General features: G+C 62.2%; 17 protein-coding genes and 1 tRNA gene. 2 read left to right on the top strand and 16 right to left on the bottom strand.

Annotated elements, in window-relative coordinates; all coding sequences use genetic code 11:
- Positions 1-58 precede the first annotated feature (58 nt).
- From V8J63_RS11370 to gabD, 3 genes are all read right to left on the bottom strand, one after another.
- Positions 59-1270, bottom strand: a complete 1212-nt coding sequence (locus tag V8J63_RS11370) for a response regulator (RefSeq protein WP_130887568.1) — start codon at positions 1268-1270, stop codon at positions 59-61.
- A 134-nt stretch (positions 1271-1404) separates the two neighbouring features.
- Complete coding sequence (gabT, locus tag V8J63_RS11365) at positions 1405-2682, bottom strand: 4-aminobutyrate--2-oxoglutarate transaminase (RefSeq protein WP_016772251.1); 1278 nt, start codon at positions 2680-2682, stop codon at positions 1405-1407.
- A 185-nt stretch (positions 2683-2867) separates the two neighbouring features.
- A complete protein-coding gene (gabD, locus tag V8J63_RS11360; RefSeq protein WP_024011131.1) occupies positions 2868-4310 on the bottom strand; it encodes an NADP-dependent succinate-semialdehyde dehydrogenase in 1443 nt (480 codons plus the stop codon).
- A gap of 433 nt (positions 4311-4743) precedes the next feature.
- Between gabD and V8J63_RS11355 the strand changes: the two genes are divergently transcribed.
- Positions 4744-4820 (top strand) — tRNA-Arg (locus tag V8J63_RS11355).
- A 77-nt stretch (positions 4821-4897) separates the two neighbouring features.
- Here V8J63_RS11355 and V8J63_RS11350 read toward each other — a convergent pair.
- Entirely contained in the window at positions 4898-5167 is a 270-nt protein-coding gene (locus V8J63_RS11350) for a hypothetical protein (protein WP_336464059.1), read from the bottom strand.
- 46 nt (positions 5168-5213) lie between these two features.
- Positions 5214-5774: a YbhB/YbcL family Raf kinase inhibitor-like protein gene (locus V8J63_RS11345; RefSeq protein ID WP_016772253.1), complete on the bottom strand. Its 561-nt coding sequence runs from the start codon at positions 5772-5774 to the stop codon at positions 5214-5216.
- Positions 5775-5913: 139 nt separating this feature from the next.
- Between V8J63_RS11345 and V8J63_RS11340 the strand changes: the two genes are divergently transcribed.
- A complete protein-coding gene (locus V8J63_RS11340) occupies positions 5914-7437 on the top strand; it encodes an FAD-dependent oxidoreductase (RefSeq protein WP_336464058.1) in 1524 nt (507 codons plus the stop codon).
- A gap of 18 nt (positions 7438-7455) precedes the next feature.
- Here V8J63_RS11340 and pgaD read toward each other — a convergent pair whose 3' ends face one another.
- The 11 genes from pgaD to V8J63_RS11285 all read right to left on the bottom strand — a co-directional run bounded on the left by pgaD (position 7456) and on the right by V8J63_RS11285 (position 21610).
- A complete protein-coding gene (gene pgaD / locus V8J63_RS11335) occupies positions 7456-7986 on the bottom strand; it encodes a poly-beta-1,6-N-acetyl-D-glucosamine biosynthesis protein PgaD (protein ID WP_016772255.1) in 531 nt (176 codons plus the stop codon).
- Positions 7983-9338 carry a poly-beta-1,6-N-acetyl-D-glucosamine synthase gene (gene pgaC / locus V8J63_RS11330; protein WP_056786973.1) on the bottom strand — a complete coding sequence of 452 codons (1356 nt, stop codon included), beginning with the start codon at positions 9336-9338 and terminating at the stop codon, positions 7983-7985. Before pgaC ends, pgaD begins: the two co-directional genes overlap by 4 nt.
- Before the next feature lies 1 nt (position 9339).
- Complete coding sequence (pgaB, locus tag V8J63_RS11325; RefSeq protein WP_336464057.1) at positions 9340-11337, bottom strand: poly-beta-1,6-N-acetyl-D-glucosamine N-deacetylase PgaB; 1998 nt, start codon at positions 11335-11337, stop codon at positions 9340-9342.
- Between the two features lie 12 nt (positions 11338-11349).
- Positions 11350-13830 carry a poly-beta-1,6 N-acetyl-D-glucosamine export porin PgaA gene (gene pgaA, locus V8J63_RS11320; protein ID WP_125925863.1) on the bottom strand — a complete coding sequence of 827 codons (2481 nt, stop codon included), beginning with the start codon at positions 13828-13830 and terminating at the stop codon, positions 11350-11352.
- 236 nt (positions 13831-14066) lie between these two features.
- Positions 14067-15572 (bottom strand): YdgA family protein, encoded by a 1506-nt coding sequence (locus V8J63_RS11315; protein WP_016772258.1) that lies wholly within the window; start codon positions 15570-15572, stop codon positions 14067-14069.
- Between the two features lie 291 nt (positions 15573-15863).
- Positions 15864-16499, bottom strand: a complete 636-nt coding sequence (locus V8J63_RS11310) for an NADH:ubiquinone oxidoreductase subunit N (RefSeq protein WP_071174014.1) — start codon at positions 16497-16499, stop codon at positions 15864-15866.
- 93 nt (positions 16500-16592) lie between these two features.
- Positions 16593-18035 (bottom strand): TolC family protein, encoded by a 1443-nt coding sequence (locus V8J63_RS11305; protein ID WP_336464056.1) that lies wholly within the window; start codon positions 18033-18035, stop codon positions 16593-16595.
- Positions 18032-18919 (bottom strand): efflux RND transporter periplasmic adaptor subunit, encoded by an 888-nt coding sequence (locus tag V8J63_RS11300; protein WP_016772263.1) that lies wholly within the window; start codon positions 18917-18919, stop codon positions 18032-18034. Before V8J63_RS11300 ends, V8J63_RS11305 begins: the two co-directional genes overlap by 4 nt.
- Positions 18916-19125: a DUF1656 domain-containing protein gene (locus tag V8J63_RS11295; RefSeq protein ID WP_016772264.1), complete on the bottom strand. Its 210-nt coding sequence runs from the start codon at positions 19123-19125 to the stop codon at positions 18916-18918. The genes V8J63_RS11300 and V8J63_RS11295 overlap by 4 nt, the downstream gene beginning before the upstream one ends.
- Positions 19122-21185 carry an FUSC family protein gene (locus V8J63_RS11290; RefSeq protein WP_336464055.1) on the bottom strand — a complete coding sequence of 688 codons (2064 nt, stop codon included), beginning with the start codon at positions 21183-21185 and terminating at the stop codon, positions 19122-19124. The genes V8J63_RS11295 and V8J63_RS11290 overlap by 4 nt, the downstream gene beginning before the upstream one ends.
- Positions 21182-21610, bottom strand: a complete 429-nt coding sequence (locus V8J63_RS11285) for a MarR family winged helix-turn-helix transcriptional regulator (RefSeq protein ID WP_136494204.1) — start codon at positions 21608-21610, stop codon at positions 21182-21184. Before V8J63_RS11285 ends, V8J63_RS11290 begins: the two co-directional genes overlap by 4 nt.
- Positions 21611-21616 lie beyond the last annotated feature (6 nt).

Genomic DNA, 21616 nt, shown 5'->3' with positions numbered 1-21616 from the left:
TGCTTGCGCTGGCGCCTTCGCGAGCAGGCTCGCTCCCACATTGGAATGTGGTGATCTGTCATTTGCGCATCCGCATCAACTCCGGCAGCCCGATCTTGAGCAACCGCGCCGTCCGGCTCTTCGCCAGTTCCTCAACGCCTTCATGCTCGGTCAGCCGCGCCATCTGCGCGGCCATGTGCATCACCAGCGCCTCGCGACTGTAAACGCCACCACCGAGCTGGTAGGCCGAAGCAATCAACTCGCGCAACTCCAGCGGCAGACGCCAGCGGGTGCGCAATGCCGAGCCATAAGAGGCGCCAAACTTCGCCAACGCTTCACCGACCTCCTCCAACTCGTCCAGTTCGCCGCCAGCTTGCTGCCATTCCTGCAAGCAGCGCAGCAGCGCCAGATCGCCGAGCCGATGCAGCATGCCCGCGCAATAGCAGCGCTCCTGATCCAGATCGAGCAGGCGCGCCAGCGTGCGGGCGTATTCCGCCGTGTGCAGTGACAGCCCCCAATAGCGCTCGGCGTAATCCGCCAGGCATGGATCTCTGAGCCGCGCGCTACGTTTGAGCGCCAAGCCGAGAATCAGGTTCATACTCTGCCCGGTGCCGAGTCGGTGCAGCGCCTGGGCCAGGGTTTGCACCGGCGCGCCGTAGTGTTGCGCGGCACTGTTGGCGGCTGCGATCAGCACGGCGGTAATCTGCGGATCGGTGCGGACCTCTTCCTCCAGCAGCTTGAGGTCCAGCCCCTCGGGATTGAGGCTGCGCTTGACCGCCACTTGCACGTCGGTCATCAGCGGCGCGCCATCGGCCTGCTCGCGACGCCGTTCAAGGAACACCGACAGGGTCATGCCCGGCGCCAGTGCCGGCATTTCGCAAACCACTGCTTCGCCAGCGTTGAGCAGCAACCCCTGCAAGCGCTCGGTCAGGCCTTCCATGTTCAACGGTTTGGTCAGGTACGCCGTCGGCGCGAGCGGAATCGCTTCGCGCACGCTGGCGCTGTCGTTGCGGCTGCTCATCAGAATGAACGGCAGCGGCGGATTGCGTTTGCGCTGGCGGACGCTGCGCAGCACATGCAATCCGTCGATGCCAGGCAGCTCCCAATCGACGATGGCCAGGTCATAGGGCACCTCGCTGAGCAGCGACATTGCCTGCTGGCCATCGGCACACAAATCCAGGCGCGCATCGCAGCGCACATTGAGCAGCACTTGTTTGAGCAGGTCGCGGGACCAGGGATCGGCCTCGGCAATCAACACCCGGGGTACGGCGGGTAAATCAACGGCAGTCATGCGCGCTCTCCTTGCAATGTCTGAACCTTAGTCAATGCTGGCGATTCGATACAGCGCAAACCCGTCCGATGCGTTTCAAGGAGCGAAAAAAACCCGCCGAAGCGGGTTTTTGTCGAGCGGGTCACACGAGCGGATCAGAGTTCAGAGAAGCACTCTTCGATGATCGCCAGGCCTTTGTCCAGTTGCTCGTCTGGCGACGTCAGCGGAACCAGCACACGCAGCACGTTACCGTAAGTGCCGCAGGACAGCAGGATCAGGCCCTTGTCACGCGCCTTGGCCACCACGGCAGCCACGGCAGTCGGGTTCGGCTTGTGGCTGTCGCCGTTTTCAAACAGCTCGACCGCGATCATTGCGCCCAGCGCACGCACTTCACCGATGACCGGGTACTTGGCCTGAATCGCCTTCAAACCGGTGACCAGGCGCTCGCCGACAGCCTTGCAGCGGTCCAGCAGTTGCTCTTCTTCAAACACTTCCATGACTGCCAGCGCAGCGGCGCAAGCGATCGGGCTACCGGCGTAGGTGCCGCCCAGGCCGCCTGGAGCAATGGCGTCCATGTATTCGGCCTTGCCGCACACGCCGGCCAGCGGGAAGCCGCCAGCGATGGACTTGGCGAAAGTGGTCAGATCGGCGGCAACGCCCATCTGTTCCATGGCGAAGAAGGTGCCGGTACGGCCAGCGCCAGTCTGCACTTCGTCAGCGATCAGCAGGATGCCGTGCTGGTCGCACAGCGCACGCAGACGCTTCATGAATTCCTTCGGCGCGACGTAGAAACCGCCTTCGCCCTGCACCGGCTCGATGATGATCGCAGCGATGTCTTTCGGCTCGGCGTCGTTCTTGAAGATGCGCTCGATCGAAGCGATCGAATCGTCAATGCTCACGCCGTGCAGTTCGTTCGGGTACAACGCGCGGAAGATGCCGCCTGGCATCAGGCCCATGCCGGCCGAGTACGGCACGACTTTACCGGTCAGGCCGAGGGTCATCATGGTGCGACCGTGGTAAGCGCCGGTGAACGCGATCACGCCGGCACGGCCAGTAGCAGCACGGGCGATCTTCACGGCGTTTTCGACGGCTTCGGAACCGGTGGTGACCAGCAGGGTTTTCTTGGCGAAATCACCCGGCACTTTGGCGTTGATTTTTTCGCACAGCTCAACGTACGGCTCGTAGGCCAGTACCTGGAAGCAGGTGTGGGTCAGCTTGTTCAGCTGTTCAGTCACGGCGGCGATGATTTTCGGGTGCACGTGGCCGGTGTTCAGCACAGCGATACCGCCGGCGAAGTCGATGAACTCACGACCTTCAACGTCGGTCACGGTGGCGTTCTTTGCCGACTCGGCGAAGATCGGGTGAATCTGGCCAACACCACGAGGTACGGCATTGGTGCGGCGGGCCATCAGTTCAGCGTTAGTCTTGCTCATTACAGTCCTCATTCGCCGCTCATCGGGCGGCGTGGTTCAAGGATGAAGCGGGAGAAATCGGCGGTGGCAGCATGCGATGATCGACTGCCACGGCGTTCCTGGCCGCAGAGAAAATTCCTGTTTGAAACGACGCAAAGGGACAGCGCTCTCGTGCCCTTTGCGTTTGCAGCAATCCCTTTCCCGGCTTAGATGCCCAGGCAGAGGTATTTGATTTCCAGATAATCTTCGATGCCGTACTTGGAGCCTTCACGGCCCAGGCCCGAAGCCTTGATGCCGCCGAACGGCGCGACTTCGTTGGAGATCAGCCCGGTGTTGACGCCGACCATGCCGTACTCCAGCGCTTCGGCGACACGGAACACACGGCCCAGGTCACGTGCATAGAAATACGAGGCCAGACCGAATTCGGTGTCGTTGGACATGGCGATCACTTCGGCTTCGTCTTTGAAGCGGAACAGCGGCGCCAGCGGACCGAAGGTTTCTTCCTTGGCCACGGCCGCGTTTTTCGGCACGTTGGTGAGGATGGTCGGCTCGAAGAAGTTACCTTCCATCGCCTTGCCGCCCGCCAGTACGGTGGCGCCTTTGCTCACGGCGTCAGCGATGTGTTCCTGAACCTTGGCCACGGCTTTTTCGTCGATCAGCGGGCCGGTAGTGGTGCCATCTTCCAGACCGTTGCCGATCTTCAGTTTGGCCACCGCCACTTTCAGCTTCTCGGCGAACGCATCGTAGACCGCGTCCTGAATGTACAGACGGTTGGCGCAGACGCAGGTCTGGCCGTTGTTGCGGTACTTGGAAATGATCGCGCCTTCGACGGCCTTATCCAGATCGGCGTCGTCGAACACGATGAACGGCGCGTTGCCGCCCAGTTCCAGCGAGACTTTCTTGATGTCCTTGGCGCATTCGGCCATCAACTGGCGACCGATTTCGGTCGAGCCGGTGAAGGACAGTTTGCGCACGATCGGGTTGCTGGTCAGCTCGCTGCCGATGTCACCGGCGCTGCCGGACACCACGCTGAACACACCCGCCGGAATGCCCGCGCGCTGAGCCAGTTCGGCGAGGGCGAAAGCGGAAAATGGAGTTTGCGATGCTGGCTTGAGCACCATGGTGCAACCGGCGGCCAGCGCCGGGCCGGCCTTGCGGGTGATCATTGCCGCCGGGAAGTTCCACGGGGTGATCGCAGCGGTGACGCCGATCGGCTGCTTGATCACGATCAGGCGCTTGTCCGGCTGGTGGCCTGGAATCACATCACCGTAGATGCGCTTGGCTTCTTCGGCGAACCACTCGATGAACGATGCGGCGTAAACGATTTCGCCCTTGGCTTCGGCCAGCGGCTTGCCTTGCTCGAGGGTCATCAGGCGCGCGAGGTCGTCCTGGTTCTCGATCATCAGTTCGAACCAGCGACGCAGCTTGCCGGCACGCTCTTTGGCGGTCAGCGCACGCCAGGCCGGCAGCGCTTTGTCAGCGGCTTCAATGGCACGGCGGGTTTCAGCGGCGCCCATCTTCGGCACGGTGCCGAGGATTTCGCCGGTGGCCGGGTTGTTGACCTTGATCGTCTGACCGTTGTCGGCATCGACCCAAGCGCCATCGATGAAGGCTTGCTGGCGGAACAACTGGGTGTCTTTAAGCTGCATGTCGGCTTTCCTTAACAGCACCGCGGCCTGCGCGGAGCAAATTATGATTGTAGAAAGGCGCCTCGCAAGGCTGCCGTCAGGGAAATCAGTGAGCGGATTGTGGCGCATCAACAGTGCACGACCGGGCGCACTTGCGCTGCAACATCCCGCCAAAGAGCGTTTGAAATCTCAAACGGATCGTAGGTTCAAAGGGGGTAAAGGACAATAGGTCGTTCGAAAAAAAGAACAAAAATGCCGCTTTTCAGATCAACGTACCGAAAACCCCTGCCGCAGGAAAAACCTTAGATCAACCCCGCCAAAGCGCCAAGCGAGGGTTTTGCAGGACGTTACCGCTTTAAGGAATGCAGCGATTTTGCGCCGACACGCACACTGACAAAACCCGCCAAACCCGGCATGGACGCCCCGAGCCGACCTAGGTATGATGTCGCCCGCTGCACCAGTAGCTCAGCTGGATAGAGTACTGCCCTCCGAAGGCAGGGGTCGTGGGTTCGAATCCCGCCTGGTGCACCATGAATCATACGAGAAAGCCCCGGACTGTGATGGTCCGGGGCTTTTTTGTGGGCGATGACAGGATCGCTGGAACGCCGTCACTCCGTCGTCCAGTCAAACTCGTCATATTCATCGTCGTCATCCCCCTCCTCCTCAGCCTCGTCGAATATCTCGTCTTCTTCAACGAGGTCTTCTTCCGGCTGATTCAGCAGAAACTCCTTACGTGTCTCGGTTACTGCACGCCGCATTTGTTCGCCCTTTTCCGGGCAGTTGAGTAGCTGGGCGATGCGGTCGATTTTTGCTGCCACGGTGTCCTCCAGCGCATTGGCAATGGCTCGATAGTGCGCGTTTTCGCGGGGCAATGCCAAATGGCTGGGGAATCAGAGCAGTCAGCCGCCCGTGAGCGGCCGAGCCTCAGCGGTGATAACGCCGCACCGCGCTGCTATTACGCAGCACATGGCCTTTGATTTTTTCCATCAGCTCGGCGCGGGTCAGGCCTGCAGGCAGGGCGTCCGGGGCGAGGTCGAGGGCGTAGATCTGGATGATGTAGTGGTGCGCGCTGTCGCCCACTGGCGGGCATGGCCCCATGTAATGGGTGTTGCCTTTGCTGTTGGTGCCGCCGACGCCTTCGAGGGCGGATTTGGCACCGACGCCGGCCGCGATCTGGTGGGTGGTGGGTTTGATGCCGTAGTGAATCCAGTGATCCACGCCCAGGCCTTTCTGGCCATCCGGGTCGTGCATGACGATGGCGTAACTCTGGGTCCCGGCCGGGCCGGCGTTCCAGCTCAGCGCCGGCGACTGGTTCTTGCCGCCGCAACCGGGTGCGTCACTTGCCGCTGCCGAGGTGAACAGACGGTTATCCGACACGCCGGGGATGCTCAGGGTGAAGCGCTCCTGGGCCTGTGCCGGGAACTGCACGCAAAGGGTCACGGCGATGGCCGCCAGCCATGGGTTGAGAGAGGTCAATCGGGTCATTCCGGGAGCACCTTGTGCAGTGAGGCCGTCGTCGGCCCGCAAACTATAGCTGTACCGTTCGTGCCTTGGCAGTAGCAAATGGCTGAACCTCGCGCGGCGCCGCCAACTCACAAGAGAAATGCCTGCGAGGAAGCCGAAAATGTCCCTGCACCGTGTCGCCCGTTTCGCCGATGTCCCGCAAGACCGTGGCCTGCAAGTCGAAATCGGCGACTGCAAGATCGTCCTGCTGCGTGCCAGCGGCGAGTTGCGGGCGTTTCAGGGCCTGTGTCCACATGCCGGCGCACCGTTGGCCGAGGGGGCGATGTGTCACGGCAGGTTGATCTGCCCCTGGCACAAGGCCGCGTACCGCGCCGAGGACGGTGGCCTGTGCGAGCCGCCATCGCTGGACAGTCTCAAGCGCTATCCGCTGGAGTTGCGCGGCGATGAAGTCTGGGTCGATGACCAGCCCCTGCCCGATCCGCACACCCCGCCCGCTGACGACCCAAGAACGTTCGTGGTGGTCGGCGCCGGGGCGGCGGGCACGGCTTGCGCGGCGGCGCTACGGGAGAAGGGTTTTGGCGGACGCATCGTGCTGGTCGATGGCGAACCGGATGCCGGCTACGACCGCACGGTGTTGAGCAAATTTGTTCTCGCCGGGGAGATGTCGCCGAAAGAAGTGCCGCCGCTACGCGATGAGGCGTTCTATCAAGCGCAACGGATTGAGCGCGTGCAAGGCAAAGTAACTTCACTCGACGCCCCAGGCAAAACGCTGCATCTGAACAACGGCGGCATCCTGCGCTACGACGCCGCTGTACTCGCCACCGGTGGCGCGCCCAATCCGTTGAAGCTGCCTGGTGCCGAGGTGGCCAACGTCTTCGTCCTGCGTTCGAAAGCCCAGGCTGAACAGATCATCAACGCCGCTCAACCGGGCCAGCGCGCGGTGATCATCGGCGACAGTTTTATTGCTCTCGAATGCGCCTCAGCCCTGCGCGAGTTCGGCCTCGACGTCACCGTGCTGGCACGCCATGCAATCCCGTTTGCCAAGCAATTCGGCGAGGCCGTGGGCAAGGCGATTCGCGCCCTGCACGAAGAGCACGGGGTGAAGTTCATCAGCGAACACGAGGCTACGGAGATCCTTGGCGAGGACAAGGTCGAGGGCGTGCTGCTCGACAACGGTCTGCGCTTGGCAGCGGATCTGGTTCTCGCCGGCGTCGGCGTTCACCCGGCCACTGAACCTTTCGAATCATTGCCCAAGGAAGAAGACCAATCGTTGCGTGTTGATGACGGCATGCGCGTCAGCGATGGCCTGTGGGCCATCGGCGATATCGCCACGTTTCCGTTGAACGGCCAGCCAACCCGCATTGAGCATTGGCGCCTGGCCCAGCAACACGCGCGCATCGCTGCGGCCAACATGCTCGGTGGCGAGGAACATTATCTGGATGTGCCGTTTTTCTGGACCTACCACTTTGGCAAGAACTACGACTATCTCGGTCACGCGCAGGAATGGGACGAGGTCGAGTTCAGCGGTGAGCCGGAACAGCCGCCGTTCCTTGGCCTGTTTGCAAAAGACGGCATCGTCGTTGCGGCGGTGGCCTGCGACAAGCAACGCGCAATGGCGCTGCTGGCCGAGCGAATGAAGCAACCTTTGCGGATGAAAGAGGCCTGGACGCTGATCCAGGCCTGACACCGGCGCTGTGCGAGGTCAGGTCAGGCGTTTCACCGGCTCGCGACTGTCGTCTTCTTCGGCATGCAGAAAGATCACCCGTGGATGCTCCAAAGGTGCCAGCGGCGCCGGCAGTGCTTGCTGCTGAAGCGGCCACAAATGCGTTTCTACATGGCTGATGTCGCCGTCCTGATCGTTGTGAATGGTCATCACCCCCGGCGTGCGCAGTTTCTGGAAACGCTCGTCGCACAGCTTGAAACTCTTGCTCAGACCTTCATCGCCAATCACCGGTGACGGCAAACGGCGCTGGGCGAAGCTGCGGCTTTTGCGTTGCTGGTAACGCGCCCAGCCGATCAGGATCACCGCGTTGACCAGCGCCACCCACATATAAACCTGCAGAGTCCCCAAGGCATCGAACGCCGAATGATCGATGCGCGGGCCGCCGCTGGTTTCGATCAATGGCCATAACCCGCGTACCAGCAGGAACAGCAGGCCAACCCAGGCCAGGACGGTGAGGATCACGTCGATCACCACCAGAAAGGGCCGTTGGCGAGTCCGGATAATTTTCATTTGATGACTTCCTCCTGGTCGTCGCCCAGCGGTTTGATACCCCGATCAGGACTGACCCAGCGCGCGCGTTTTTTGTGTTGGCTGAACAACACCTTGGGGAAGCTGACCAGGGTGGTCAGCAGACTGACGAGCCAGAACACCAGCGGATACCAGACCACCCAGAACATGGTCTTGCCCAGACCCGGTTCATAGCGCCGATCGATGATGATGCTGACAGCGAACTGCACCAGGCAGACAAACGCCAGCAACAGACCGGTGAAGGCCGGCGGCATCAGGTGATCGACGGCGATCGCGTCGGGCATGACCATGAACTTGCCCATGCCCCAGAAAATCACCGACAGCAGGAAAGTGAACGCCCAACCGGTGGACAGGCAGTATTCGAACAGCAGCGGCCACAGGTAGCGATGGCGGTACTGCCAGATGCCGCGAATGTTCTTGAACAGCACTTCGGCGCCGCCCTGAGCCCAGCGCAGACGCTGCTTCCACAGGCCGCCGAGGGTTTCCGGCATGAGAATCCAGCACAGCGCACGCGGTTCGTAGAAGATGCTCCAGTGATCCAGTTGCAGCTTCCAGCTGATGTCGATGTCTTCGGTGATCATGTCCGGGCTCCAGTAGCCGACCCGGTTCAGCGCAGTACGACGGAACGCGACGATCACGCCGGAGACGGTGAAGATGCGCCCGAACACCCGTTGCGTACGTTTGATCAGCCCGATGATCGAGGAGAACTCGCCGACCTGCACCCGCCCGATCAAGGTCGAACGCGTGCGGATCCGCGGGTTGCCGGTCACTGCGCCAAGACGTGCGTTATCCAGCATCGGCGCGACCAGGTACGCCGCCGTGTTCGGCGCCAGCAAGGCGTCGCCATCGATGCACACCAGATACTCGCTGCGCGCAGCGATCGCGCCCATGCGCAGAGCCACAGCCTTGCCCTGGTTTTCCGCCAGATGCAGAACCCGCAGTCGCGGATCTTCCTTGGCCAGCGCATCGAGCACTTCGGCGGTGTTGTCCTTGGAGCCGTCGTTGATCGCGATGACTTCGATGTTCGGGTAGTGCTGGGCCAGCGCCGCGTAAATGGTATCGGCAGCGTTATCGCCTTCGTTGTAGCAAGGAATCAGGATCGAAATCAGCGGCTCGCCTTCCAGCGGCGGCGGCAGCGTGTCGTCCTGCCATGGCCAGTGGCGCTCCCAGTGCAGCCAGAAATACAGGCCGCCGGCGATCCACAACCCGGACATGAACAATGGGTAGAAGAACACGAACGACATCAGGAACTGGCCGGTCACGAGGAAGATCAGCCCCAGCGGAACGCCAAGGACAATCGCCAGAACAAGCAGGGCTAACAGTCTATCCAGCATGTTATGGATTCCATTTGTTGGAGAGTGCAGGCCTTACGGTTTTCAGGTCTGGCAGGTTGTCGAGGAAGTTGTCCGGGTAGTAACCGAAACTGGTTGCGCCCTGGCGCTTGAGCCGGCCCATCCAGTCCGCCAGATGCACGGCGTCGATATCGGCCTGATCCTTCTGGTTCCAGTCACGCGCCTGCAATTCGAACACGGTGCGGTTGAGCGCGCCGGGACGTTTCTTCACCGTGGCAACCAGTTCTTCCAGCCACGGGCCGGACTCGGCCAGCGTCTGTTTTTCCATCAATGGCATGGCCATCGGCGCCGTCCAGTCGTAGGTGGCGAGGAAGTCATCGAGGTTCTGCGCGAACCACGCTTCGCTTTCAGGATTGAGCATCGGCTCGGCGAAGATGTTGCGTGCGGTCAGCACTTGCGGGCCGCGAATCGCACGGACCTTGGCGGTCAGTTCGTTGGTGAAGTCGATCAGGTAGCGGCTCTTGAAACGCGTCCAGCGTTGCATCGCCGCCGGATCGTCGCGCAGCGCGGCAATCGAACCCGGCAGACCTTGAGCGGCGTAGACCTTCAAAGCATCCGGGCTGGCGTCTTCGAAATCCGAAAGCACCGCATCGTCGTGGTAGAGAATGCCGTCGACCGAGGTCAGCCGCGCCACGTCTTCATAGATTTCACCGATGATCTTGCGCACTTCGGGATTGAACGGTGACAGGCGTTTGTACTGCTTCGGGTCGACCGAGGTGATGGCGGTTTTCGGGTCCCAGCGGGTTACACGCGGCAGCTTCGAATCCAGCTCGAAACTCAGCACCGGCATCCACGCAAAGACCTTCACGTGGGCACGGGTGCGCAGTTGCCAAGCGACGCGGTCGAACAGGTCGGCGCGCATCGGCAGGTGGCGGTTGGGGAAGTACAGCGAATGCACCAGACCATCGCCCTTGGGATCGGCGAAGGCTTGCAGAAACACCGTGCTGGCGCCCAGGTCAGCCATGCGCTGCACCAGTTTGCCGAGGTTGATGTCCTGCTGGGCCGGGTCCGGGTCGTAGACGTTGTCGAGATCGACATGCACCACGCGCATCGGCGCTTCGGCCTGCACCGAAACGATGCTGTTGGCGAAATGCTCGCCGTCAGGATCGGACGCGACGAGAAAGCGCGGCCCGCTCATCAGGTTATCGAGGGTGTCGAGGCCGTCGTCCAGGGTCAGGGCCATTTCATAGCCCTCCTCACCGACCACGGTCAGCGAGGTACCGTCGGCGGTGCCGTACGGCCAGACCCAGACCCGTGGTTTGTAACCGGTGGCCTTGCGGATCTTCTCGGAAATGTTCTTCACGTCGGTACGAATGCGTGCCTGGAAATCGGCTTCGGATTCATAGCGCTTGGTCACCGGGTCATAACGCCGGGTCGCGGCGGCCGGTTGCAGGTTGCCCTGCGGGTTGCCAAGGATGCCTTTGTGGTTGGCATCGGTGTGAGCGGCGATCTCTACCAGACCGGACTTGGAAATTTCGCGGATCTGCTGCCAGGTCAGGAAGTTGTCACGGTTACGCGGCGTGCCGGCGAAATCCACCGGTTGATTGAGCGGCGTGTCGATCCAGGTGCCCACCGGCGCCAGCAAGGCTGGCCAGTTGTAGGCGCGCAGCACCGGCAGCACGCGGGTATAGAAGCTGGCATAACCGTCGTCGAAACTGAGCAGCACCGCTCTCGCCGGCAGCTCCGGGCCACCCTTGCGCGCGGCCATGATCTGGTCGACGGTCACTGGTTTGTAGCCGTTCTCGCGCAGCCAGGCGAGTTGCTCGATCATGCGCTCGGTGCGCACCGCCACCACGGCCTGATCGGGATCACGGTCTTCGACGTCGTGATAGGCAATGCCGAGCACATGGTTTTTTGGCCACGGTTGTTCACTGGCCGCGACCGGGCGCTCGGAGGGCGGCGCGAAGGCCGGGGCTTGCTGGGCGCAGGCGCTGATCAGCAGCGCTCCCAGCAGAAGGATGAAACGCGAGATAAAAGGCATCTTCAAACTCTTCTAGAAGCGGAAAGTGAGGTCGACGAGCAGACGCAGATCAGTTTCCCGATCACCGTCGTAAGGCCGGTTGATCACACTGAACATGCCGCCCACATCGAACACGTCGTTCCAGGCGTACCGTTGGCCGTAACCGAGCAATGCCATGCCGCCGGTGCCGTGGTCGCGCTGGCTGTAGGTGCCCGCGCCGGCCTGGAATTGCTGGCTCCAGGAAGTCTCGTAGCGGTGGTAGAGCACGTGGTTGACGTTGACCAGCGGCATCACACTGAAGTCCGACTTCGGATTGAAGTACGGCACGTCGTCGGATTTCGAGTTGTGGCTGGTGCCGACTTCCAGGCCGGCGTCGACCTGAATGTTCGGCGCGGTGTAGATGCCCTCGCGCCCGGTCACCAAGGCTTCGACGCGGTTGTTGCCATCGCTGAAGTGCGACGGGCTGACCGACACGCGCCACTCGCGGCTTTCGTTGGCGCGCCAGCGCAGGAACGCACTGCCGCCATTGGCCTTGATGTCGCTGTTGAGCGCGCGCAGCGGCGTTTCCGCCGAGAGGTATTCGAGGCTGCCGCCGTACTGCCAGTGATCGTTGATGTCGCGGGCTATCGCCAGGCGTGCGCCTTGTTTGTCACCGAAGCCGTAATCGTGATTCGACACCTCGGCTTCGAGGGTCATGTCACGGGTGCGCCGTTCCAGGCCGACACGCTGGAAACGATGGTGGCCAGTGCCTTCGGCGAAATCACCGGTGGCATAACCGGCGCCGGCAAACACGCGCCAGTCTTCGTTGATCGGTGGGCTGTAAAGGGTGCTCTGGATACCGAAATCTCGGCTGCCGCTGACCGCACCGGCATCGCCGCTGCCGCCACCGTTGGCCTTGCCGCCGTAGGCTTCGACGCGCAGTTCGGCCATGTCATGCACTTCGCGTTCGCGAGCCAGGCGCTGCACCTGGCGGTTGTCCGGATAGCGCGCGACCACGTCGTCGACCAGCGCATCGTTCTGCCGCCACTCCTGCAACTCCATCGCGGTGCGCGCCTGAGCGACTTCCAGGCCGGCATCGCGCGGGGCCATGCTCTCGGTTTCCTTGAGCTGGCTTTCCGCGCGGCGCGGCATCTGGCGGGCGAGGTAGAGATCGGCCTGGGCCAGACGCAAGCCAAGGTTACCCGGCGCTTGATCGACCAGCGTCTGCAAGCGCTCTTCGCCGTGCGGAAGATCGGAACCGTAGGTGCCAGCCTGAGCGGCGAGTTGCTGGGCGTCCATCCATTCGTCGTTGGGGTTGCCGACCGGCAAACCCTTGAGTTCGACGCGCGGACGCTGGGATTTCGCTGCGTCCTCGGCGACCTTGCGAGCTTCGTCGGCGCGGTCGCTTTCCAGCAGCGAGTAGTACAGCGCAGTGGTGTCCTCAAGACGATCACCGACATCGGCGTCCGGCGCTGAAAGCACCTGGCGATACAGATCAGTGGCAATCTCAGGCTCGCGCTGATCCAGATAAGACGCCGCCACCCAGCGCAGGGCGTAGGTCGGAATCTCCACACCCTCCGCTTGCAGTTTCTGGTATTCACTGATGACGTCGGCAGTGCGCGCGCGGGCCTTGAGCGCGCCCATGCGATCGATGCGCCAGCGCGTCACGTCGTCGTGAGCAGTGGCGTCAGGGGTCCAGGTCGCGAGCAATTTGTCGTAATCGGCCAGCGCGCGGTCGGCAATGACGTAGCGTTCCTTCTCGCTGCGCGTGGCCAGTTCGGCGAGGCGCACGCGTTCGGCGGCGAGATCGCCTTCCAGGCGGCGCAAGGTCACCGGATCAATCAAACCGGGACGTTGACTGGCCAGACGCAGCGCCGGTTCAGGCAGGCGGGCCTTTTGCAGAGCGACCACGTACTCGCGGGCGACTTCCGGTTTGTTGCCGGCGCGGATAAAGGCTTGATCGAATTCAAACAGCGCGTCGTATTGTTTGCCGGCGCGACCGAGGGCATAGCCCAAGGCCAGGCGGCGTGACGGATCGTCGGGTTTGGCGGCAACCAGCGCCTGCGCGCGGGTGACGGCCTGATCGGGCTTGCCAGCATCGGCCTGAGTCAGCGCGAGGCCCAGTTGCAGGTCAGCGTTGTCCGGCTCCAGCGCCAGCGCTTTGTTGTAGACCTGGGTGGCCTGATCCCAGCGCTTGAGGTTGCGATAGGCACGCGCGGCGGCGGTCAGTGCCTGCACCGGCAGGACGCGGTCGCGACCTTGGGTTTCATAGACCTTGACCACTTCGGCATCGAGCCCGGCCCAACTGGCGATTTGCAGGTGATCGCTGACCTGGCCGTCGCTGGCCTGGCCCGGCGGCACCTGACGCAAAACCGTCAGCGCAGGCGTGTAATGCCCGGCGCGGGCATCGCGCACCATCTCGTCGTAGGGTGTGTCGGCCAACGCCAGCACTGGCCAGAGCAACTGGCTGCACAGGGCAAATCGGAACAAAGGGCGCAAACCACGATGTAATACAGGGCCATCAATACGCGGCATTTGTCAGCATCCTTACATGGCCAGCCGGGTCGCAATGCCCTCCTTGCCCATTCGTAACGGTGGCCGACGATGACAGCCCTCGGCCAAGCTTGGTGAGGCAGTCTGCACGCAAGCGTAGTCGAATTTTCACAACGCAATAATTGTTCAGAATCGGCCCATCTGTACAAAACCCGTACAGCAAAACGCCCGGCGCCTGTTTACACAGGGGCCGGGCGTCTGGAGGGCGCGCGGTGGGCTTATTGCTCTTGGGTGACGCCGGCAAACTTGCTCATCAGGAAGCCGATGAACTGCTCGACGGTCATCTTCTGGCCGTTGAATTCGACCTGATTGGCCGCGTAATGCAGTTTGGTCACCACGTTGGTGCCGTCGGCGACAGCCAATTGCGAGCCGACCGCCATGCCGGCGAACATGTCCGCCGCTTCCTTGGACTGATCGACGATGGCTTTGGCGTCAGTCTGGCCATCGAGTTGCGCCTGCACGCTGAGCAGATCGACCAGCATCGGCTTGGACACCTGAATGTTCAGGTCGAGCAGCGCGATCAGTTGCTTGCCGAGTTGATCCGGCGGCAGGTCCATCGATTGCGGCTTGGTCAGGTCGATCACCAGATTGGCGCGGCTTTCACCGTTGGCGGTGTTGAACGACAGGTTCTCCAGCGCCAATTGCGGGCCGGCCGCCAGCAACTTCTGCAGATCGGCTTTGACCTGGGCGTTTTCCGCTTCGGTCAGATTCAGCTCCGGTGCCGGCAACCCCTGCGCAGCGGCCTCGGCGGCAGCTTTTTCATACGGCTGCAATTTGGTCTGGTAGATCTGCATCAGCGACATGGTCGACGGAATGTCGAGGTTCTTCAGGCTCATGGCCATGGCCGCCGAACCGACTTTCTTGTCGTTGAGCGTCACTTCGCCGATTTTGTAGTCGGCACGCCCCGAGGCGTTGCTGCCGCTTTCTTCGGTGCGGTTCTTCATTTCGAAGTTCTTCACGCCCAGCACCATCGGCTTGGCGCCGAAGGTGGTTTTGCTGCTGGTCACTTCCAGGGTGTTTTCCCCGGTGTAGTAGCCGTAGCTGCTCTTGGCGAGGTTGCTGGCCAAGGTCAGGCCGTTGAGCTCGACCTGCACCGGCGCCTGGTCTTCCGACACGGTGACCAGTTTCAGATTGTCCATGTAACCGTCGGCCTTGACCTTCTGCGCCTGGGCGCTGGCGGCGATGTCCATGCTCAGACCGGAAAACTTCAGGCTCGACTGCTCATCCAGCGCAGTTTCGAACGGCACCAGATTCAGAGTGCTGGTGGTCGATTCGTCGTAACCGATGTTGGTCACGCCCTTGAGCGGCGCGGCGCCGTTGGTGGCGGCGAACCATTTTTCCGTGGACGGGCTCTTTTCCAGCTCGTAGTTGCTGGTGGCCATGACCGGCAGCCACTTCAGCGAAACCAGACGCGAGAACGGCAGCGGGCCGTGTTCGATGTGGTCGACGAACAGCAGCTCGACCGGCGCATCACCGAACATCTCGCCCTCGCCCTTGAGACGATAGTGCGCGGTGCTGGTGAAGGTGTGGCGTTCCAGCGACACCAGTTCCAGCGACGCGGTGCCGTTGGAGCCGGCCATGGCGGTCTGCAACTCTTTGTTGGCGTTGGTCACGGCGTTGTTCAGCACGCCTTCGATCTTGGTCCCGGTGTACCAGGCCCCGCCTGCGCTGATCGCGCCGATGGCAACAACAATTCCGAGAAGCACGCCTGCTGATTTATTCATGAATGACCTGATCGGTTTCCGTGGCTGTGGATGAAGTCGTCTTCCTTGAACCCGGGATCGGGTCGCGGCTCGACTGTGCGCAATTAAGCGGTGGAGATTAGCACCGGGCGCGGAAGACGGCCCAATGTTTAAAGGTTAAAGAGTGTCTATGGGGGGAATGGACAGTCGGCAGGAGCGAAGAGTTTCGGTGTTTTTGCGGGCCTCTTCGCGAGCAGGCTCGCTCCCACCAGGACAGTGCTGTACCTGCGGGAGCGAGCCTGCTCGCGAAGAGGTCGGTGGATTCACAGCAAATCAGGAATACTGAACCTCGATTTCATCCAGCTGATGATCAAAGCTCTTCAGCCGCGCGGTCCAGGTATACACCAGCACTTCAAAGTCGCGATCGATCACCGCTCCGCCGGTGGTATCCGCCCGCACATCGCAGAAATCCAGCTGATAGCGTTCACGAGCCATGGCCGTGGCGACGTCGGACAGCTCGCGGGCGTTGTTCAGCCAGTGCCAGCCGTCATCGGCGATCTGCTTGTCGAGTTCCAGGCATTGCTTCTTCAGGGCTTCGAGGCTTTTTTCCAGCGGCGTGCCGGTGAGCTCGCCCATGACTTCGGCGAAGGTTCGCCCGGGCTGCCAGTAGCTGCCCCAGAAGTAGCGGTCGAACACCGTTTCGACCCGGCGCAGGGCGACTTTGGTGTCCCAGATCAGCACGAGCATCCTGCCCCGTTCGAGCTGGCGCTTCTTGACCCGTTGCAGCTGAATCGAGGTCCACGCGACGACGACGATCGCCATCACCGCGATCAGCGCAACGGCGCTGTCGAGGAAGATCATCGCCGTATCGATCTGGTGGGCCAGCATGATCCCGTAGAAATACGTGGCCGAGAGCAGCACCAGTGCGACCAGAGCGCACCAGAAGCCGAGAGCGTAAGGGTTTTTCATTATTGGTTTCCCCTGGGCCAGCACGAGCAATGTGCATTGCAGGAGCGCTTGGCATGGGGCGCCCCTCCAACACTTCAAAGCATAGCAACGACCTCAGGGTTTGCTGGCGCTCGAGGTGTTCGTTCGTCCGCTTTCCCAGCCACCGCCCAGGGCGAGGAACAAATCGATCTGGCTCATCGCGACCTGGGTGTTGGCGGCGGCCAGTTGCGCGGTGACATCGGTATAGGTGCGGGTTGCTTGCAGGTCGGCAAGGAACGACTCGCGGCCGGCCTGGAAGAAGCGGTGCGTCTGCTCGGCGGCGAGCTTCGCCGACTGCTCGGCTTCGGCCAGCGCATCGCGGCGTTGCAGCAGCGCGCTGTACTGGGCCAGACCGGTCTGGGTCTCGCGGATGGCGTTGAGCACCACGCCGTCGAAATGCGCCAGCGCGCCTTGAGTGTTGGCCTCGGCTTCACGAATGCGCGCACGGGCGCCGTTGGTCGGTACTTTCCAGCTCAGCGACGGGCCAAAGCCCCAGCGGTTGGTCGACGGATCGCCAAGGTCATCAATGATGCCGACGGTGCCGATGGTCGCGCCGATGCTGATGTCCGGGTACAGCTCACCGGTGGCGATGCCGATGCCGGCGGTTGCCGCTGCGAGACGCCGCTCGGCCTGACGAATATCCGGGCGGCGCTTGAGCAGCGCAGCGCCGTCACCGACCGGCACCAGTTGCGCGATCTTCGGCAACTCGGCGCAACTGGCGGTACCTGCCGGCAACTGTTCGACCGGTTTGGCCAGCAGCATCGACAGACGGAACAGCCCCGCCTGACGCGCGGCTTCATAGCGCGGCAAGTCGGCGCGCAGGGATTTGAATTGGGTCTGCGAGCGGGTGACCTGGGTCTCGTCGCCCCGCCCGGCATCGCGCAGGCGCTGGATCAGCGTGGTGCTCTGCGATTGCAGATCGAGAGAGTGCTCGGCGATTTCCCGCTCTTCGTTGGCTGCGCAGACCTGGGTGTAAGCACGAACCACGTCCGCCACCAAGGTGATACGCGCAGTGTCGGCGGCGGCCTGAGTTGCATCGGCATTGGCTTTGGCCGCTTCGATGCCGCGCTGCAAGGTGCCCCACAGGTCGAACTGGTACGAAGCGCTGATGCCGATATCGGCAATGTTGGCCACCGGGACTTTCTCCGGCAGCAGGAACGCCTGACCGGATTCCTGCAAACGTTGCGCGCCCATTTTCACCCCGCCGCTCCAGCCACCAGCGGCCTCGGCTTCATCCACCTGAGCACGTGCCCGCGACAGGTTCGCCGCCGCTACACGCAAATCGGTATTGGAAGCCATGGCCTGCTGCACCAGTTGATCAAGGCGCGGGTCTTTATACAGCCGCCACCAGTCGGTCGGCACCGGCGCCGAGACAACCGGTTTGCCGGCGACTGCCAGCTCACCCTGAATATCCTTGCGCTGCACCGCCGCGTCAGTGGGCACCTGATAATGCGGGCCGATCATCTGACAGGCCGAGAGCATCACGCCCAACCCGGCGATCAACCAGGCCCTGCTCATGGCTGCGGCTCCTCATGCTGATCGTCGATGATCGACACAGTGGCGGTACGCCCGGCGATCATGCGGAAGTCGGCCGGCACCTCATCAAAAGCGATGCGCACCGGAATCCGCTGCGCCAGGCGAACCCAACTGAACGCCGGGTTGACGTTGGGCAGCAGGTTGCTGCCGCTGGTGCGGTCGCGGTCTTCGATACCGGCGACGATACTTTCGACATGTCCGCGCAACCGCGCGCGGTCACCGATCACGCGGATATCCACCGATTGCCCGACGTGGATGCCGTCGAGTTTGGTTTCTTCAAAATAGCCGTCGATGTGGAAGGAGTTGCTGTCGACCACCGACAACACCGGGCGCCCGGCGGTGACGAATTCCTGCGGACGCGGCGCGCGGTCGTTGACGTAACCGTCGACCGGGCTGCGGATCACCGAGCGATCGAGGTTGAGCTGCGCACTGTCGACCGCCACCAAGGCTTCGGCCAATGCCGACTGTGCACGGGCGACGCGCGACTGGCTTTCTTCCAGCTGTTCGGCCGGCACCAGATTGCCGAGGCCACGGTTACGCTTGGCTTCACGCTGGGCCTGGGCGAGGGTTTCTTCGCGATCGGCAACGGCGGCCTTGGCCTGGCGCAGGGCCAGTTTGAAGCGATCCTGGTCGATGCTGAACAGCACCTGGCCACGCTTGATCAACTGGTTGTCCTTTACCTCGACCTGCTGGATCAACCCGGACACGTCCGGGGCGATCTGGATGATGTCGGCGCGAATGTGGCCGTCGCGGGTCCACGGCGCGAACATGTAATACATCACCATGCGCCAGACGAGGACAACGGCAAAAGTCACGATCAGCAGGGTCAGAACCACGCGACCGATGGTCAGAAACGGTTTTTTCATGTCATCAGGTATCGACTGAGTGAGTCCACGCCGTACAGCAGCACGGCGTAGAGCGCCACGTTGAACAATGCCCGGTGCCAGACCAGACGGTAAAAGTGCAGGCGTTGCAGCACGCCATGCACCAACAAAAACAGCACGTAAGTGATGCCCATCAGCACCAGCAGGGTCGGCAGGAAAATGCCGCTGATATCCAGATCACCGATCATAGGGGCGCTCCATCGGGCAGCGGTTCTTCGGGCTCGGCGCTGGAGACGAACTCGACACCGGGCAGCAAGGCCAGACGCAGACCGCTCAAGGCGTGCAGCAGGTGTCGACGGGTTTCATCGTCGCCCTGGCCGTTCAGCGCACGGCGGGTACGATCAAGTGTCATCAGCAGACCGCTCGGTGCCGGCAGGCGTTCGTCGGCTTTGAGGCACGCGCGGAAATACTCGCCGACCTCGCCCACCACTTGTCGCAGCAGGGCGTTTGGCACGCCGGTGACGCGCGGGGTGTAGGCAAGCAGATCGAGCATATTCAGACCGACACGCACTTCGCGCATGGCGATGCCGGTGTCCTGACCGGTCAGGGCCAGACGCGGCAGGTGCTGCATCAGCCGGTCGAGCAGCTGCACGCCCAAATGCCGATGCTCGGCGAGGCTGGCTGGCTCGGTCATGCTGACAATGTCTTTCCAACTGAATCGGGTCAGACGCTTGGCCGCCAGTTCGGCACCGAACGGTCGCGCCACCAGCGTCCAGATGAAAGCGAACAACAGCCCCAGCGGCCCGGCGAGGTTGGAGTTGGCAAAGGCAAAAAAGTCAGCGTCGTAGGCGCCCTGAATACTGATGAACGACGAGGTATTGACCAGCGTCAGCAGCATGCCGAGGTAAAATCGCGGCTGCACGGTCAGCGTGCCGACGCAAATGAACGGCACGGCAAACGCCAGCACCAGCATCGGGAAGTCGTGCAGGTTGGGCAGAATCAGAAACAGATAAAGACTGGCGAACAGCACCGACATCCCGGTCCAGAAAAAGAACCGGTAAATCTGCGGCGCCGGGTCGTCCATCGAGGCAAAGAAGCTGCACGCCACCGCTGCCAGGATCACCGCGCTGCCGCCGTCCGGCCAGCCGAGCAGGATCCACAGCACCGAAGCAACGATGATCGCCAGAATGGTCGAGGTCACCGAGTAGAGCATCAGTCCGCGATCGATGAACGGCGTCAACCGGCCCAGGCGCCAATGCCGGTAGACCGCGCGCCAGCTGTCCTGGCGCTCGCACAGAATCGCATCCTGCAGGCTGCGGCAGTCCTGCCACAGATCGATGAATTCACCGAGGCGGTAGATCGCGTTGGAGAACAGCAACTGCTTGCGCTCCTCCAGCGCTTCGGCGCTCGGTTGCAACGCGTCGAGTTGATCTCTCAGTGCTTGCCAGCGCTCGAGATTGGCGTCCGCGTAGCCCAGCCATTCCCGGGTCGCGGTCAGCAACGGCTGGAATTTTTCCACCAGTTCCGGGGTGCGGCGTTCGAGGGCGTAAAGCGAATCCTCGAGGGCATCGATCACCGGCAACAGGTGAATCATCCGCCCGCGCAGCTCCTTGGTGTTACGCACGGTTTGTGGCCGCGCGCCTTCGTGGGGCAACTGGCCGATCATCAACTCGAGGCTGTTGAAATTGGCGACCATGGCCATGCGCAGCGCGGTGACTTCTTCCGGCTGCACATCGCGGCTGAGAAACTTGAGGCTGTAGCTCGTCGCATCGGCGAACCACTTGCTCACGGCATCGTTGAACACCGGCGCCAGCCGTCGCGGCCAGAACATCGCACCGACCACCGCAGCGACGGCGATGCCAAGGAAAATCTCTTCGGTACGCGCCTCGGCCACGTCCCACACCGCCAGCGGATTATCGACCACCGGCAGGGCAATCAGCGGCAAGGTGTAACCGGCCAGCATCAGCGCATAGCTGTTGGCGGTGCGCAGATGCAGGGACATGAACAGCAGAATGCCGGTCCACAACGCGATCACCACCACCAGCACGTACGGGCTCTGCACGAACATCGGCACGAACAGCACCGCCGCCGCTGCGCCGAGAAATGTACCGGCCGCGCGGTACAGCGCTTTGGAGCTGGTCGGGCCGAGAAACGGGCTGGAGACGATATACACCGTGGCCATCGCCCAATACGGACGCGGCATTTGCATGAGCAAGGCGATGTACAACGCAATCATCGACGCTGCAAAGGTACGGACCCCGTAAAACCAGTCACGGGCCGGCGGCATGCCAGTGAAAAAACCGTTCAAGAATTGACCACCACAGGCGAACTCGCCGCCTCAAAAGCCCTCAGTACCCGAAGCGTAGCTTCCAGATCGCTGCGCTCGATGCCTTCCAGCACCTCATGACGCAAGCGCACCAGCTCGGCTTCGACCGCTTGCACCAGCTCGCGGCCGGTATCGGTAAGGCTCAGGCACTTGGCGCGGCGATCCAGAGCATCTTCGGTGCGACAGACGTAACCGGCGTGGCACAGCTGATCGAGCAAGCGCACCAGCGAAGGACTCTCCATCCCCGCAGCCTGAGCGACTTGCACCTGACGCACGCCCTCGCCCAAACGCCCGATCATCAACAAGGGCACGGCGCAGGCTTCGGAAATTCCATAGTTGACCAGCGTGGTCTGGCAGATCTTCCGCCAATGCCGGGCGGCCACCACCATGGCGCTGCTGATGTTCATCTGGAG

It is taken from the genome of Pseudomonas sp. CCNWLW23, assembly GCF_037095675.1.
Lineage (GTDB): Bacteria > Pseudomonadota > Gammaproteobacteria > Pseudomonadales > Pseudomonadaceae > Aquipseudomonas > Aquipseudomonas atacamensis.
Note: the sequence above shows the minus strand (reverse complement) of the source record. Positions and strands in the feature narration are given on the sequence as shown.

Excerpts from the sequence above, each read along its gene's own strand:
- V8J63_RS11285 (WP_136494204.1), bottom strand. The coding sequence starts at position 21,610 with ATGAACATCAGCAGCGCCATGGTGGTGGCCGCCCGGCATTGGCGGAAG.
- V8J63_RS11345 (WP_016772253.1), bottom strand. The coding sequence starts at position 5,774 with ATGACCCGATTGACCTCTCTCAACCCATGGCTGGCGGCCATCGCCGTG.
- gabT (WP_016772251.1), bottom strand. The coding sequence starts at position 2,682 with ATGAGCAAGACTAACGCTGAACTGATGGCCCGCCGCACCAATGCCGTA.
- pgaD (WP_016772255.1), bottom strand. The coding sequence starts at position 7,986 with ATGAAAATTATCCGGACTCGCCAACGGCCCTTTCTGGTGGTGATCGAC.
- V8J63_RS11295 (WP_016772264.1), bottom strand. The coding sequence starts at position 19,125 with ATGATCGGTGATCTGGATATCAGCGGCATTTTCCTGCCGACCCTGCTG.
- V8J63_RS11370 (WP_130887568.1), bottom strand. The coding sequence starts at position 1,270 with ATGACTGCCGTTGATTTACCCGCCGTACCCCGGGTGTTGATTGCCGAG.
- V8J63_RS11300 (WP_016772263.1), bottom strand. The coding sequence starts at position 18,919 with ATGAAAAAACCGTTTCTGACCATCGGTCGCGTGGTTCTGACCCTGCTG.
- pgaC (WP_056786973.1), bottom strand. The coding sequence starts at position 9,338 with ATGCTGGATAGACTGTTAGCCCTGCTTGTTCTGGCGATTGTCCTTGGC.
- V8J63_RS11315 (WP_016772258.1), bottom strand. The coding sequence starts at position 15,572 with ATGAATAAATCAGCAGGCGTGCTTCTCGGAATTGTTGTTGCCATCGGC.
- V8J63_RS11305 (WP_336464056.1), bottom strand. The coding sequence starts at position 18,035 with ATGAGCAGGGCCTGGTTGATCGCCGGGTTGGGCGTGATGCTCTCGGCC.
- V8J63_RS11310 (WP_071174014.1), bottom strand. The coding sequence starts at position 16,499 with ATGAAAAACCCTTACGCTCTCGGCTTCTGGTGCGCTCTGGTCGCACTG.
- pgaB (WP_336464057.1), bottom strand. The coding sequence starts at position 11,337 with ATGCCTTTTATCTCGCGTTTCATCCTTCTGCTGGGAGCGCTGCTGATC.
- gabD (WP_024011131.1), bottom strand. The coding sequence starts at position 4,310 with ATGCAGCTTAAAGACACCCAGTTGTTCCGCCAGCAAGCCTTCATCGAT.
- pgaA (WP_125925863.1), bottom strand. The coding sequence starts at position 13,830 with ATGCCGCGTATTGATGGCCCTGTATTACATCGTGGTTTGCGCCCTTTG.
- V8J63_RS11340 (WP_336464058.1), top strand. The coding sequence starts at position 5,914 with ATGTCCCTGCACCGTGTCGCCCGTTTCGCCGATGTCCCGCAAGACCGT.